The sequence below is a fragment of the Pseudomonas sp. PS1(2021) genome, assembly GCF_020405165.1.
Taxonomy (GTDB): domain Bacteria; phylum Pseudomonadota; class Gammaproteobacteria; order Pseudomonadales; family Pseudomonadaceae; genus Pseudomonas; species Pseudomonas aeruginosa.
This window is the reverse complement of sequence record NZ_CP084484.1, coordinates 5,003,689-5,017,912: the sequence shown is the minus strand read 5'-3', so window position 1 is coordinate 5,017,912 and position 14,224 is coordinate 5,003,689. Positions and strand designations below refer to the sequence as shown.

The window sequence follows — 14,224 nt, the reverse complement described above, 5'->3', positions numbered from 1 at the left end:
CGGGCCCGGTCAGGACTCGCCGCGCTCGCGGGCGATGGCACGGTAGCCGATGTCCTTGCGGTAGAAGCAGCCGTTCCAGCGGATCTTCTCGGCCAGGCGATAGGCCTGTTGCTGGGCGGCGGACACGCTCTCGCCGATGGCGGTGGCACAGAGCACGCGGCCGCCGGAGGTGACCACCTGGCCATCCTTCAGCGCGGTGCCGGCGTGGAACACCTTGCCGTCCAGCGCGGCGGCCTCGGCCAGGCCTTCGATGACCTCGCCCTTGGCGTAGTCGCCCGGATAGCCGCCGGCGGCCAGTACCACGCCCACGGTCGGACGCGGGTCCCAGGTCGCCTCGACCTTGTCCAGCGCCTTGGCCAGGGCGGCCTCGACCAGCAGGACCAGGGAGGACTCCAGGCGGACCATGATCGGCTGGGTTTCCGGATCGCCGAAGCGGCAGTTGAATTCGATGACCTTGGGCGCGCCGCTCTTGTCGATCATCAGGCCGGCATAGAGGAAGCCGGTATAGACGTTGCCTTCCTCGGCCATGCCGCGCACGGTCGGGTAGATCACTTCGTCCAGCACCCGCTGGTGGACCTCGGCGGTGACCACCGGGGCCGGCGAGTAGGCGCCCATGCCGCCGGTGTTCGGCCCGCTGTCGCCATCGCCGACGCGCTTGTGGTCCTGGCTGGTGGCCATCGGCAGCACGTTCTGGCCGTCGACCATGACGATGAAGCTGGCCTCCTCGCCATCAAGGAACTCCTCGATCACCACGCGCGAGCCGGCGTCGCCGAAGGCATTGCCGGCGAGCATGTCGCGCACGGCGGCTTCGGCTTCGTCCAGGTTCATGGCGACGATCACGCCCTTGCCCGCGGCCAGGCCATCGGCCTTGATGACGATGGGCGCGCCCTGCTCGTGCAGGTAGGCCAGGGCCGGCTCGACCTCGGTGAAGTTGCGATAGGCGGCGGTGGGGATCCGGTGGCGGGCGAGGAAGTCCTTGGTGAAGGCCTTCGAGCCTTCCAGCTGGGCGGCGCCGGCGGTCGGGCCGAAGATATCCAGGCCGCGCTCGCGGAACAGGTCGACCACGCCTGCCACCAGCGGCGCCTCGGGACCGACGATGGTCAACTGGACGTTCTTCGCGGCGAAGTCGGCCAGTTGCTCCAGGGCCAGCACGTCGATGGCGACGTTCTCGCACTTGGCTTCGGTGGCGGTGCCGGCGTTGCCCGGGGCGACGAAGACCTTCGCCACGCGCGGGTCCTGGGCGACTTTCCAGGCCAGGGCATGTTCACGACCGCCGCTGCCGATGATGAGTACGTTCATGGGGTTCTCCTGGCGCAACGGCGGGTAACGCGCCGCGTTATCCGCCCTGCGTGAAATTCGTGGGTAGGGCGGCTGGCCGCATCGCGCTCAGCCGCCGTGATACTCAATGGCGGAAATGGCGCATGCCAGTGAACACCATCGCGATATCCGCCTCGTCGGCCGCCGCGATCACTTCGTTGTCGCGCATCGAGCCGCCCGGCTGGATCACCGCGGTGATGCCGGCCTTGGCCGCGTTGTCGATGCCGTCGCGGAACGGGAAGAAGGCGTCGGAAGCCATCACCGCGCCTTTCACTTCCAGGCCGGCGTGCTCGGCCTTGATCGCGGCGATCCGTGCGGAGTTGACCCGGCTCATCTGGCCGGCGCCGACGCCGACGGTCTGGCGGTTCCTGGCGTAGACGATGGCGTTGGACTTGACGAACTTGGCCACCTTCCAGGCGAAGATCAGGTCGTGGATCTCCTGCTCGGTGGGCGCGCGGCGAGTGACGATCTTCAGGTCCTCGGCCTTGATCATGCCGATGTCGCGGCTCTGTACCAGCAGGCCGCCGTTGACCCGCTTGAAGTCCCAGCCCGGGGCGCGCTCGGCTGGCCATTCGCCGCATTCGAGCAGGCGTACGTTGGCCTTGGCGGCGACCACCTCGCGGGCGGCGGCGGAAATCTTCGGCGCGATGATCACCTCGACGAACTGGCGCTCGACGATGGCCTTGGCGGTTTCGCCGTCCAGCTCGCGGTTGAAGGCGATGATGCCGCCGAACGCCGATTCGCTATCGGTGGCGTAGGCCAGGTCGTAGGCCTTGCGGATGCCGCCTTCGTCTTCCGGCACCACGGCGACGCCGCAGGGGTTGGCATGCTTGACGATCACGCAGGCCGGCTTGAGGAAGCTCTTCACGCATTCCAGGGCGGCGTCGGTGTCGGCGACGTTGTTGAACGACAGTTCCTTGCCCTGCAACTGGATGGCGGTGGAGACGCTGGCCTCGCCTTTCTTCGCCTCGACGTAGAACGCCGCGCTCTGGTGCGGGTTCTCGCCGTAGCGCATTTCCTGGGCCTTGACGAACTGACTGTTGAAGGTGCGCGGGAAGGCGCCGCGGTCGGCGGTGCCTAGGGTATCGCGGGTCTGGTCGATGGTACCCAGGTAGTTGGCGATCATGCCGTCGTAGGCGGAGGTGTGCTCGAACGCCTTGAGGGCCAGGTCGAAACGCTGGGCGTAGGTCAGGCCGCCGGCCTTGAGGGATTCGATCACGGCGGCGTAGTCGCCGGCATTGACCACGATGGCGACATCCTTGTGGTTCTTCGCCGCCGAACGGACCATGGTCGGCCCGCCGATATCGATGTTCTCGATGGCGGTAGGCAGGTCGCAGTCGGGCCTGGCCACCGTGGCCTCGAAGGGATACAGGTTGACCGCCACCAGGTCGATCGGCTTGATGCCGTGCTGCTCCATGACCGCGCCGTCCAGGTCGCGGCGACCGAGGATACCGCCATGCACCTTCGGGTGCAGGGTCTTCACCCGACCGTCCATCATTTCCGGGAAGCCGGTGTAGTCGGCCACTTCCACGGCAGAGATGCCGTTGTCCCGGAGCAGCTTGTAGGTGCCGCCGGTGGAAAGGATTTCCACGCCGAGGGCGACCAGCTCACGGGCGAAGTCGACGACGCCGGTCTTGTCGGAAACGCTGATCAGCGCGCGGCGGATGGGCAGGCGGGTGGTTTGGTCGGTCATTGCAAGGGTCCTGAGGGCTGGCTTCCGGCCGCGGGTGCCGGCCGGGACGCGCGCCCTTGGCCGGAGCCCGCCGCCGCTCTTAAAGAAGATCGTATTGCTTGAGTTTCTTGCGCAGGGTCCCGCGGTTCAGGCCGAGTAGCTCGGAGGCCTTGGTCTGGTTCCCCTTGACGTGGTTCATGACGGTTTCCAGCAGCGGCGCTTCGACTTCGCAGAGCACCATGTTGTAAACGTCCGTGACCGGCTGCCCTTCGAGGTGGGCGAAGTAGTTGTGCAATGCCTTCTCCACGCTGTCGCGCAGGGTCTGCCCTTCTTGCGTCGGCGTGGTGAGGTGCTGTTTCAGGTTGGCGTTGTCGCTCACGGGCGTTGTTCCACTCACTAAAGTCTCGGTCGTCATCGTTGTCATGCGGCCACCCCTGTTCCGTTGTTCTGGCGCTCGGCGAAGAACTGCCTGACGCTGGCGCACTGCGCATCCGTGTCCTGCAAACGATTGAACTGGGCGCGGAATTCCCTTGCGCCCGGCAGAGTCGCGAGATACCACCCCACATGCTTGCGGGCGATCCGCACACCCATTTCTTCCCCATAAAAAAGGTGCAGCTCCGCGAGGTGTTCGAGCAGGATGCTCTGCACTTCGGGAAGCGGCGCCGCCGGCAGGTGCTCGCCGGTCCGCAGGTAATGGTCGATCTCGCGGAAAATCCACGGTCTTCCCTGGGCGGCCCGACCGATCAGCAGGGCATCCACCCCGGTCTGCTCGATGACTTTCCTGGCCTTTTCCGGCGAATCGATGTCGCCATTGGCGAACACCGGTATCGACACGGCCTGCTTGATCGCCGCGATGGTCTCGTACTCCGCCTCCCCGGTGTACAGGTCGGCGCGGGTCCGGCCATGCACCGCAAGAGCCTGGATCCCCGCCTGTTCGGCGAGCTTCGCGACGGTGACGCCGTTACGGTTGTCCCGGTCCCAGCCGGTCCGGATCTTCAGGGTGACCGGTACGTCGACCGCCCTGACCACGGCATCGAGGATCTCGGCGACCAGCGCCTCGTCCCGCAGCAGGGCGGACCCCGCTGCCTTGTTGCATACCTTCTTCGCCGGGCAGCCCATGTTGATGTCGATGATCTGCGCACCGAGTTCCACATTGCGCTGCGCGGCCTCGGCCAGCATGGCCGGATCGCCACCGGCGATCTGCACCGAGCGCGGCTCGTCCTCGCCATCGTGGATCAGGCGCAGGCGCGACTTGCGGCTGTTCCACAGGCGGACGTCGCTGGTCACCATCTCCGATACCACCATCCCGGCGCCAAGGCGACGGCAAAGCTGACGGAACGGACGATCGGTCACCCCGGCCATCGGCGCGAGGATCAGTCTGTTGGGCAGTGTATATGGGCCGATGCGTACCACCGACATGGGGCTTCCCTGTCTTGCGGTGCTGCGAAAAAAGGGAGGGCATGATACCCGCTCTGGATGACCGGATAAAGGCTGTTTTGGATAAATTCTGAACAGCCGATTCCTTAGTTCTTACAGTTGGAAGACGAGCGGCACTTGCGCCTGGCGCTCCGCGCGAGCGGGTGGGCGTAGCGGCCCGGCGGCGACCGGCGAGGTCTTTCCGGTCACTCCGGGGAATGGAAGCTCAGGCTGTAGTTCACCGCCTTCGGACCCGGGTCGAGGATGTCCAGCGACACGTGGATCGGTACCTGCGGTGGCATTTCCGTTCGTCCGGCCAGCTCGCCGCCGAGGTACTCGCCGGGCTTGAAGCGGCGATTGGCGATGAGGTGGCCGTTGAGGTCGGCGAAGCGCAGTTCCAGCAGCGGGAACGGCTGCGAGAAGCTGGCGCGATTGTAGATGATCGCGTCGACCACCAGCGCGCCGCTGAATTCGGGATGGCTGCGGACCACCAGGTTGCTGCTCCTGATCTGCTCCACGTCGACCTTGGAGGGAAGGGTGCAGCCGATTTCCGGGCAGAGCTGGGCGAACCAGGGGCGATAGGCGTCCTGGCGCGCCAGTTCGTCGAAATGGTAGGCGATGTACTGAGCGGCGAGACCGCCCAGCGCCAGCAGGATCAGCAGCAGCCAGCCGAGACGCCGCGGCCATTGGCGCCGGGGCTTCTCCCAGGCCAGTTGCAGCGGCTCGTCGCGCAACTGGTCGAGACTCTCGACCGGCGCCTCGTCCGGTTTGCGGGCGCTGCCCAGGGGCGCGACGGACTGTTCCTCGGCGCTTTCCTCGTCGTCTTCATCCAGGGCGCTCAGGCCGTGGCGGCGCTTGCCGAGGCTGGGCTCGTCGTCATCGTCGTCATCGAGGCTGAGGCGAAGTTCCGGCGGATCCTCGGCGCGGCGCAGCGGCACGAAGGATACCCGCTCTTCCGCCAGCGGTTCGCCGAGGCTCGGTTCCTGGCGCGGATTGCCGCGCGCCGGCTGGGCCGGTTCGGCATCGGCGATCAGCGCCTCGGCCCAGCGTTCGTCATGTGGATCGCGTTCGTCGTCGCGGCGCGCCAGCAGGCTTTCCGCCGGTCGCGGGGCCTTCTCGATGCTGGAGAATTCCTGGTTCAGCTCGAATTCGTCGAGCTTGGCCAGTTCCTCGTCGAGGTTGAGGCTGTCCAGGTCGAGGTCGTCATGGATCCACAGGGTTTCGTCGCGCGGGCGCGCTGCCGGGGGCGCGGCCGAGGTGGCGGCCGCGACGCTGGGCGCGGGTGGCGGAGCGGCGGCCGGCTTCGCTTCGGCTGCCGAAGGAGCGTTCGCGCGCGGCGCGCCACCGACCTGGTGTTGCAGGGCGTTGAAGACTTTCAGGCAGGTGCCGCAGCGGACCGCGCCATTGGCGGCGCCCAGTTGCGCGTCGTTGACGCGGAAACTGGTGCTGCAATGGGGACATTGGGTGATGACGCTTTCGCTCATGCGGCGATCCGTAGGGAAAATCCGGCGGCTAGTCTACCCCAAGCTTCTTGCACGAAGGCAGTGGGGCGGGATCAGTGGTGGCTGGCGGCGCGCCATCAATCGGCGCGGCGGCGGCCGCTGATGCGGATCCAGCCTTCGCGCTCGGCGGTCGGGTCGAGATCGAAGTGTGCGGAGTAGGCCGCGCGGACCTCCGCGGCCTGCTCGGCGAGGATGCCGGACAACGCCAGCAGGCCGCCGGGACGTACCAGGCCGGTCAGTTGCGGGGCGAGGGAAACCAGCGGGCCGGCGAGGATATTGGCGACCAGCACGTCGGCCTGTCGCTGCGGCAGGTCCGCCGGCAGGTAGACCGGGAACCGCGCGGGCTCGATACCGTTGCGCGAGGCATTGTCGCGCGAGGCTTCCAGGGCCTGTGGATCGATGTCGGTGCCGACCGCCCGTTCGGCGCCGAGCAGCAGCGCGGCGATGGCGAGGATTCCCGAGCCGCAGCCGAAGTCGAGCACCTGCCGGCCGGCCAGTTCCTGGCCGTCGAGCCATTCCAGGCACAGCGCGGTGGTCGGGTGGGTGCCGGTGCCGAAGGCCAGGCCCGGATCGAGCAGCAGGTTGACCGCGTCCGGCTCGGGGGCGGCGTGCCAGCTCGGCACGATCCACAGGCGGCGGCCGAAACGCATCGGCTGGAAGTTGTCCATCCAGCTGCGTTCCCAATCCTGGTCGGCGATTTCCTCGACATGGTGCTCGGGCAGGTCGCCGCCGGTAAGCAAGGCGAGGTGGGCGAGCAGGGCGGTCTCATCGGTGTCCGCTTCGAACAGCGCCAGCAGGTGGGTGCGCGACCACAGCGGGGTGGTGCCGAGGTCCGGCTCGAAGATCGGCTGGTCTTCGGCGTCCATGAAGGTCACGGAGACGGCGCCGACTTCGAGCAGGGCGTCTTCGTAGGTTTCGGCCTGTTCCGGGGTGATGGCCAGGCGAACTTGTAACCAGGGCATGGGGCGACCTCTGTTGCGGCTGTAAACGAAACGGGCCGCCCAGGGGCGACCCGTTTTCCACCGCGCAAGCTTACTTGAGGCTAGCCGGCGCTGCCACTCTCTGCCGTGGCCTCGCCGCGCAGTTGCGCCAGGCCGCGATTGGCCAGGTGGCAGGTACCGCCGCCGAGCACCGCCGGCAGCAGCAGGTTGAGCAGCGGCACCAGCGCCAGGAGCAGTATCAGCAGGCCGAACAGCAACAGGCTGCCGCGGCGAGCACGAAGCACGGCGAGCTGCTCGCCGGCATCGGCCAGCCCGGCCAGCGTGGCGGGCAGCAGGAAGCGGATGTTCAGGTAGGCCAGCGCCAGCAGCAGGAGTACACCGTTGTAGAGCGGAACCAGCAGGCCGACCAGGATCGATCCGGAAACGCCCAGCCAGGGTGCCAGGCGGAAGCCGGTGGCACGCCACAGCGAGATCCTTTCGCCGGAGGCAGGTGCCAGTCGCGGGTAGCGTTGGCGGACCTGTTCCTTCAGTTGTCCGAGCAGGCCGATGCGTAGGCCCAGGCGGATGCCGAAGACGATGCTGGCGGCGTACAGGGCGACGAAGAACAGCGCGGCATAGCCGACGAAATAGAACGCCAGTTGCGCCAGTCCCGCCAGGCCGTTGAAGGCCGCCAGCGGATCGAAGTACGGGCCACCGCTGCCGGCCTCGATTAGCGAGCTGCTGGGGATCAGGGCGAAGTTGGCCACGCTGAATGCCGTGTACAGCGCGGCCCAGCCGCAGAGGCGGATGATCGGTTCGAAGAAATGCACGAACAGCCAGGTGCACAGCACGCTGACGAGAATGCACAGGCTCGCGGAGCGGAAGAGTGCGGCGGGTTGCAGGCTTTCCCTGAAACCCAGGGCGAAGCAGGTCGCGGCCTCGGTCGCGGCGGCCAGCGATTGGCGGTACCAGCGGCGGATGCGTTCCATGCAGGAGTCCGGTGGTGGAGGGGCGACGAGGATAGCACCGTTGGGGCGGCCGGCAGGCGGAAACGACAAGGGCCGCCCGGAGGCAGCCCTTGTGCGCAGCGACTGACGGATCAGTGCTTGTCCATACCCAGTTTCTTCTCCAGGTAATGGATGTTCACCCCGCCCTTGCAGAAGGCGGCGTCGCGCACCAGGTCCTTGTGCAGTTCGGTATTGGTCTTGATACCGTCGACGATCAACTCGTCCAGGGCATTGCGCATCCGCGCCAGCGCCTCGTCGCGGTCGGCACCGTAGGTGATGACCTTGCCGACCAGCGAGTCGTAGTTCGGCGGCACGCTGTAGCCGCTGTAGAGGTGCGAGTCGACGCGCACGCCGTTGCCGCCGGGGGCGTGGAAGTGCTTGACCTTGCCCGGGCTGGGCATGAAGGTCTTCGGGTCTTCGGCGTTGATCCGGCATTCCAGCGCATGGCCGCGGATGACCACGTCCTCCTGGCGGATCGAGAGCTTCTCGCCGGAGGCGATGCGCAGCATCTCCTTGACGATGTCGACACCGGTGACCATCTCAGATACCGGGTGCTCCACCTGCACGCGAGTGTTCATCTCGATGAAGTAGAAACGGCCGTTCTCGTAGAGGAACTCGAAGGTGCCGGCGCCGCGGTAGCCGATCTCGATGCAGGCCTGGACGCAGCGGGCGAAGACTTCCTGGCGAGCCTTCTCGTCGATGCCGGGGGCCGGCGCCTCTTCGATCACCTTCTGGTGGCGGCGCTGCAGGGAGCAGTCGCGGTCGCCGAGGTGGATGGCGTTGCCCTGGCCGTCGGAAAGCACCTGGACTTCCACGTGGCGCGGGTTGGTCAGGAACTTCTCCAGGTAGACCATCGGGTTGCCGAACGCCGCGCCGGCCTCGGTGCGGGTCAGCTTGGCCGACTTGATCAGCTCGGATTCGTCGTAGACCACGCGCATGCCGCGCCCGCCGCCGCCGCCGGCGGCCTTGATGATCACCGGGTAGCCGACCTCGCGGGCGATCGCCAGGGCGGTTTCTTCATCTTCCGGCAGCGGGCCGTCGGAGCCCGGCACGGTGGGGACGCCGGCGCGCTTCATGGCGTCCTTGGCCGAGACCTTGTCGCCCATCAGGCGGATCACCTCGGCGGTCGGGCCGACGAAGGTGAAGCCGGAGCGTTCGATCTGCTCGGCGAAGTCGGCGTTCTCGGCGAGGAAGCCGTAGCCGGGGTGGATCGCGGTGGCGCCGGTGACCTCGGCCGCGGCGATGATCGCCGGGATCTGCAGGTACGACTGGGTGGCCGGGGCCGGACCGATGCACACCGATTCGTCGGCGAGCGACAGGTGCATCAACTCGCGGTCGGCGGTGGAGTGTACCGCCACCGTCTTGATCCCCAGCTCCTTGCATGCGCGAAGGATGCGCAAGGCGATTTCGCCGCGGTTGGCGATCAGCACTTTTTCCAACATCGCAGGTTCCCCGCGGCTTAGACGATGGTGAACAGCGGCTGGTCGAACTCAACCGGCTGGCCGTTCTCCACCAGGATCGACTCGATGGTGCCGCTAACTTCGGCTTCGATGTGGTTCATCATCTTCATGGCTTCGACGATGCACAGGATGTCGCCTTTCTTCACGCTCTGGCCGACTTCGACGAAGTTGGCCGAGGTCGGCGAGGCGGCGCGGTAGAAGGTGCCGACCATCGGCGAGCGAACCACGTTGCCGTTCAGCTTCGGCGCGGCCGGGGCGCTTTCCGCGGCAGCGGCGGCCGGAGCGGCGGCTGCCGGCGCCGGCGCGGCGACCGGAGCGGCGAAGGCCGGAGCCTGTGCGTACACCGGCTGGGCGGCGGTCTTGCTGTGGCGGCTGATGCGTACCGACTCTTCGCCTTCGCGGATTTCCAGTTCGTCGATACCGGACTCTTCCAGCAGCTCGATCAGTTTCTTGACTTTACGAATGTCCATTAGCGCTAGCACTCCCAGTGAGGTCAGGGGCGTTGAAGTTGTTCAAGGGCGGATTCCAGGGCCAGGCGGTAGCCTGTGGCGCCGAGACCGCAGATCACCCCTACCGCCACGTCGGAGAAGTAGGAGTGATGCCGGAAAGGTTCACGTTTGTGCACGTTCGACAGGTGCACTTCGATGAATGGGATGCTCACCGCAAGCAGCGCGTCACGTAACGCGACGCTGGTATGGGTGAATGCCGCCGGATTGATGATGATGAAGTCCACGCCTTCGTCGCGCGCGGCATGGATCCGGTCGATCAGTTCGTATTCGGCGTTGCTTTGCAGATGCAGCAGGTGGTGGCCGGCTTCGCGGGCGCGGCGCTCGAGGTCCTGGTTGATCTGCCCGAGGGTGGTCGAACCGTAGGTGCCGGGCTCGCGGGTGCCCAGCAGGTTCAGATTCGGCCCGTGCAATACGAGGAGGGTCGCCATTGTCTTGTTGATTGTCCTGTACAGGCTGCAAACGGCAAGCGGGCACTATGCCGGAATTTCCGTATGACTGTCCAGTCACTGTTAGATTGCAGTAGATCGCCGCATGTTGACCGGCAATTGCGGCAGAAGTATGTCAGCGCATGTCACTGCCGGGTAGCGGCCCGGCGCAGTCGTTCGGCGAGCCCGGCGGCGCCGATCTCTCCGATGACGCGCAAGTCGCTCCATTCGTCACCGCCCGGGGCGAAGAACAGGATCGCCGGCGGACCGAACAGGTTGTAGCGGTCCAGCAGGCCGCGCTGGGCCGGGTTGCTTTCGGTGATGTCGAAGCGCAGCAGGCGGTAGGCCGGCAGTCGTGCCTGCACCGTGGGATCGGTGAGAACCTGGCGCTCGATGACCTTGCAACTGATGCACCAGTCCGCATACCAGTCCAGCAGCACCGGCTTGCCGGCCTGACGTGCCTCGGCCAGGGCGGCGTCCAACTGCGCCGGGGTGGTCAGGTTCTGCCATTCGCCGGGCGTGCTCGGCGGCCCGGCATGGATCGACGGCACCGAGCGGCCCAGCGGATGGATCGGGTCCGACTCGCCCTGCAGGGCGCCGATCCAGGCGGCCACCGCGTAGGTCAGGAACATCAGGCCAAGCAGTTGCAGCAGGCGGCGTGCGGCGCTCTTCGGGGTGAATTCGAGGGCGCCCAGGGCCAGGCCGGCGCCGCCGGCGAGCATGCCCCAGAGCATCAGCGCCACCGGGCCGGACACCACCCGCTCCAGCAGCCACACGGCGACCGCCAGCAACAGCACGCCGAAGGCGTTGCGCACGCCGTTCATCCAGGCTCCGCTCTTGGGCAGCAGGGCGCCGCCGCCGGCGCCGAACACCACCAGCGGCGTACCCATGCCCAGGCCGAGGGCGAACAGTTGCAGGCCGCCCCCCCAGGCATCGCCGCTGGCGCTGATATAGAGCAGCGAGGCGGCCAGCGGGGCGGAGACGCAGGGCGAGACCAGCAGGCTGGAAAGCACGCCGAGGGTGGCCGCGCCGAGGATCGAGCCGCCGCGCGCATCGCCGGCCAGGCGGTCGAGCGGTTCGCGGATGAAGCCGGGCAGGCGCAGCTCGAAGAAGCCGAACATGGCCACGGCGAACAGCGCGAAGAACGCCGCGAATGGCACCAGTACCCAGGGCGACTGCAATTGCGCCTGGAGATTGAGGCTGGCGCCGAACATGCCCATCAGCGCGCCGAGCAGGGCGAAGCAGAGCGCCATCGGCAGCACGTAGGCGAGCGACAGGACGAAGCCGCGACCACCGCCCGGCCGGCCGCGCAGGACCACTCCGGAGAGGATCGGCAGCATCGGCAGCACGCAGGGGGTGAAGGTCAGGGTCAGGCCGGCGAGGAAGAAGAACAGCAGGCTGCGCTTGCCCTTGTGCTCGAGCGGGCCCTTGCCGGCCGCGTCGCTCGCGGCTGGCGTCGCGGCACCGCCGTCGATGTCGAAGCGCCTGGTTTCCGGGGGGTAGCAGAGGCCCTTGTCGGCGCAGCCCTGGTACGTCACCACGAGGGTATAGGGCTGCCGGGCCGGGTTGTTCAGGGGAATCTTCAGGTCGACGATGTTGTAGTAGACCTCGGTATCGCCGAAGTACTCGTCGTGGTGCTGCTTGCCCGCCGGCAGCTGCACCTGGCCGAGGCTGACCTGGGCTGGCTCGACCTTGAACTGGAAGCGGTGGCGGTAGAGGTAGTAGCCCTCGGCGTTGACGAAGCGCAGCAGCACGTGCTGCGCGTCGCTGCGCTCGACGCTGGGCTTGAACGCCTGGTCGACCTTGAGGAAGCCACCGCCATCGAGGCCGCCGCCGAGGGAGGCGCCGGGACGGCTGTCGAACAGGCCCGCGCCGGCGGGCAGGGCGACCAGCAGGAGGATCAGGGTCAGCAGGCGGCGCATGGATATCTCGTCGGATCAAAAGCCGGAATGATAGCGGAAAGCCGGGCCCGATCGAGCCCCGTGCGGCTGATCAGGTCCTGCCCCGGTTCCGCTGAGCGGTATCCGACCGGTCCGAAGCCAGACGGTTCCTCTGGCGCCTTGCGGCACGTCGCCGCAGGGTCACAGGCGGAAGGCCTGCACCGTGGTGCGCAGGTCGCCGCCCAGTTGCCGCAGTTGCTCGCCCTGTTCGCGGCTATGGCCGATCAGCCGCAGGTTTTCCCCGCCCAGGGCGTGGATGCGTTCGCTGTGCGAGCGAATCTCGCCGACCGCCTGGCTCTGCTGGGTCGAGCCTTCGGCGATGCGTTCGGCCATCACGCCGATGGTATGGATCGCGGCGACCACTTCGTCCAGCGCGCCTTCCGCCGCGCCGGCCTGTTCGGCGGTGCGTTCGGCATGTTCGACCTGGCTGCGCATGGCCTCCACCGATTGCCGCGCGGCCTGTTGCAGGCGGCCGATGAGCTGCTGGATCTCCTCGGTGGCGCCGGCGGTGCGCTGGGCCAGCGAGCGGACTTCCTCGGCGACCACGGCGAAGCCGCGGCCCTGGTCGCCGGCGCGGGCGGCCTCGATGGCGGCATTGAGGGCGAGCAGGTTGGTCTGTTCGGCGATCGAGCGGATCACCGTCAGCACGCTGCCGATGGTCGCCGACTCCTCGGCCAGGCGCTCGATCGACTGGGCGTTGCCTTGCACCTCGTCGACCAGCTCGCGCAGGCCGCCCAGGCTCTCGCCGATCACCCGCTGGCCATGCTCCACTGCCTGGCTTGCGCTGCGACTGGCGTCGGCGGTCTGGCTGGCGTCTCCGGCGACCTGCTGGATCGCCGCTTCCATGTCGCCGAGGGCGTCGCGGATCTGCCCGGTATCGCCGGCCTGGCGCTCGACCCCGGCGTGCAGGCCGCTGCTGACCTCGGCCAGGGTCTGGCTGCTGCCGGCGACCTGTTCGGCGCGGCGGTGGATCGCGCCGACCAGCTCGGCGAGGAAGCTGCGCAGGCGGTTCAGCGAATCTTCCAGGTTGCGCAGGTCCTCGGTGCGGGTACGCAGGGATATGGGGCGCGAGAAGTCGCCGTCGGCCCAGGCCGAGAGCGCCGGCACCAGTTGCCCGAGGACCCGCGCCAGGCGTCTTTGCAGGCTGTCGATGGCGAGGGCGATGAGCAGGATCAGGGCGATCATCCCACCCTGGATCAGGCGTACCTGGCCTTGCAGGCGCTGGCGTTCGCCGCGCACCTGCGGTTCCAGGGTGGCCAGGGCCTGGCGCACCGCGTCCAGTCTGGCGCCGGTGTCGGCGGACAGTTGCTGGCGACGCTCGATCAGGTCGCGGGTGCGGCGCAACTCGTCCGGATAGCGTTGCAGCAGGCTGGCGAGTTCGCGCCGCAGCGCCACGCCGCGGTCTTCGGCATTGCCGGCGCCAGCCTCGGCGTCGCCGGCCAGCCCCATCATGGCGGCGAAGTCGTCGCTGGCCGAGCGTTGCTCGTCGAGCACGCCGAGCAGCGGCAAGGCCTCGATCCGCCCGGCCTGCTCGCGCAGGTTGGCCAATTCGCGCTCGACGTCGCCGGCCAGGGCCGGGTTGGCGCTTTCCACCAGCTTGGCGCGGGCCAGGCTGAGGCGGGTCAGGTGCAGGCTGGCGAGCAGCAGCGGGGTGCGGTAGGCGCCGGCCTGGGGCTGCCCCGCCGCGGCGTCCAGGTAGGCGGACCATTGTTCCAGGTTGCCGGTGAGGTCGCGCTCGGCCTGTAGCAGCAGGCCCTGCGGGTCGCCGGCGAGCTTGCCGGCGGCGAGCAGGTCGCCGGCGCTGAATTCGCGCAACTCCGCGAGGCTTGGCGCGAGGGTCCGGGCGAGGTCCGGCGGTAGCTCCGGCAAGGCCTCGGCGAGGCTTTCCAGGGCTTGCAGCGCGGCCTGCTGGCGCACGGCGTCGCCGCTGCCGAGGTACTGGCGGATGTTGCGCGCGACCTGTTCGTCGAAGCGCTGCGACAGCTCCAGGTACTGGTCGAGCAACTGGAAGGGCCGCTCCATGGCGCGTTGCGACCACCACAGGGTGATTCCCAGG

11 protein-coding genes and 1 pseudogene are annotated in these 14,224 nt (G+C 67.8%); all 12 read right to left on the bottom strand.

Going from position 1 to position 14,224, the window contains the following annotated elements; translation table 11 throughout:
• Positions 1-9: 9 nt before the first annotated feature.
• Complete coding sequence (purD, locus tag LE197_RS24095) at positions 10-1,299, bottom strand: phosphoribosylamine--glycine ligase (protein WP_003105150.1); 1,290 nt, start codon at positions 1,297-1,299, stop codon at positions 10-12.
• 103 nt (positions 1,300-1,402) lie between these two features.
• Positions 1,403-3,010, bottom strand: a complete 1,608-nt coding sequence (gene purH / locus LE197_RS24090) for a bifunctional phosphoribosylaminoimidazolecarboxamide formyltransferase/IMP cyclohydrolase (RefSeq protein ID WP_003105151.1) — start codon at positions 3,008-3,010, stop codon at positions 1,403-1,405.
• Positions 3,011-3,089: 79 nt separating this feature from the next.
• Positions 3,090-3,413: a DNA-binding transcriptional regulator Fis gene (fis, locus tag LE197_RS24085; protein ID WP_003121116.1), complete on the bottom strand. Its 324-nt coding sequence runs from the start codon at positions 3,411-3,413 to the stop codon at positions 3,090-3,092.
• Positions 3,410-4,408 (bottom strand): tRNA dihydrouridine synthase DusB, encoded by a 999-nt coding sequence (dusB, locus tag LE197_RS24080; protein WP_003095402.1) that lies wholly within the window; start codon positions 4,406-4,408, stop codon positions 3,410-3,412. The genes fis and dusB overlap by 4 nt, the downstream gene beginning before the upstream one ends.
• Positions 4,409-4,611: 203 nt before the next feature.
• Complete coding sequence (locus LE197_RS24075; RefSeq protein WP_003161322.1) at positions 4,612-5,889, bottom strand: DUF3426 domain-containing protein; 1,278 nt, start codon at positions 5,887-5,889, stop codon at positions 4,612-4,614.
• A 95-nt stretch (positions 5,890-5,984) separates the two neighbouring features.
• Positions 5,985-6,869: a 50S ribosomal protein L11 methyltransferase gene (prmA, locus tag LE197_RS24070; protein ID WP_003107506.1), complete on the bottom strand. Its 885-nt coding sequence runs from the start codon at positions 6,867-6,869 to the stop codon at positions 5,985-5,987.
• 80 nt (positions 6,870-6,949) lie between these two features.
• Positions 6,950-7,816: an EI24 domain-containing protein gene (locus LE197_RS24065; RefSeq protein WP_023108817.1), complete on the bottom strand. Its 867-nt coding sequence runs from the start codon at positions 7,814-7,816 to the stop codon at positions 6,950-6,952.
• Between the two features lie 110 nt (positions 7,817-7,926).
• Positions 7,927-9,276 carry an acetyl-CoA carboxylase biotin carboxylase subunit gene (gene accC / locus LE197_RS24060; protein ID WP_003095391.1) on the bottom strand — a complete coding sequence of 450 codons (1,350 nt, stop codon included), beginning with the start codon at positions 9,274-9,276 and terminating at the stop codon, positions 7,927-7,929.
• Between the two features lie 17 nt (positions 9,277-9,293).
• Positions 9,294-9,764 carry an acetyl-CoA carboxylase biotin carboxyl carrier protein gene (gene accB, locus LE197_RS24055; RefSeq protein ID WP_003110495.1) on the bottom strand — a complete coding sequence of 157 codons (471 nt, stop codon included), beginning with the start codon at positions 9,762-9,764 and terminating at the stop codon, positions 9,294-9,296.
• 23 nt (positions 9,765-9,787) lie between these two features.
• Positions 9,788-10,231 (bottom strand): type II 3-dehydroquinate dehydratase, encoded by a 444-nt coding sequence (gene aroQ / locus LE197_RS24050; RefSeq protein ID WP_003095385.1) that lies wholly within the window; start codon positions 10,229-10,231, stop codon positions 9,788-9,790.
• 143 nt (positions 10,232-10,374) lie between these two features.
• On the bottom strand, positions 10,375-12,150 hold the full coding sequence (gene dsbD, locus LE197_RS24045; protein ID WP_023108816.1) for a protein-disulfide reductase DsbD: 1,776 nt from the start codon (positions 12,148-12,150) through the stop codon (positions 10,375-10,377).
• Positions 12,151-12,309: 159 nt separating this feature from the next.
• Positions 12,310-12,825: pseudogene (ctpL, locus tag LE197_RS37350) on the bottom strand (methyl-accepting chemotaxis protein CtpL); the annotation flags it as partial.
• Between the last annotated feature and the right edge of the window lie 1,399 nt (positions 12,826-14,224).

Coding starts and splice junctions, on each gene's coding strand:
- purD (WP_003105150.1), bottom strand. CDS start 1,299: ATGAACGTACTCATCATCGGCAGCGGCGGTCGTGAACATGCCCTGGCC.
- purH (WP_003105151.1), bottom strand. CDS start 3,010: ATGACCGACCAAACCACCCGCCTGCCCATCCGCCGCGCGCTGATCAGC.
- fis (WP_003121116.1), bottom strand. CDS start 3,413: ATGACAACGATGACGACCGAGACTTTAGTGAGTGGAACAACGCCCGTG.
- dusB (WP_003095402.1), bottom strand. CDS start 4,408: ATGTCGGTGGTACGCATCGGCCCATATACACTGCCCAACAGACTGATC.
- LE197_RS24075 (WP_003161322.1), bottom strand. CDS start 5,889: ATGAGCGAAAGCGTCATCACCCAATGTCCCCATTGCAGCACCAGTTTC.
- prmA (WP_003107506.1), bottom strand. CDS start 6,869: ATGCCCTGGTTACAAGTTCGCCTGGCCATCACCCCGGAACAGGCCGAA.
- LE197_RS24065 (WP_023108817.1), bottom strand. CDS start 7,816: ATGGAACGCATCCGCCGCTGGTACCGCCAATCGCTGGCCGCCGCGACC.
- accC (WP_003095391.1), bottom strand. CDS start 9,276: ATGTTGGAAAAAGTGCTGATCGCCAACCGCGGCGAAATCGCCTTGCGC.
- accB (WP_003110495.1), bottom strand. CDS start 9,764: ATGGACATTCGTAAAGTCAAGAAACTGATCGAGCTGCTGGAAGAGTCC.
- aroQ (WP_003095385.1), bottom strand. CDS start 10,231: ATGGCGACCCTCCTCGTATTGCACGGGCCGAATCTGAACCTGCTGGGC.
- dsbD (WP_023108816.1), bottom strand. CDS start 12,150: ATGCGCCGCCTGCTGACCCTGATCCTCCTGCTGGTCGCCCTGCCCGCC.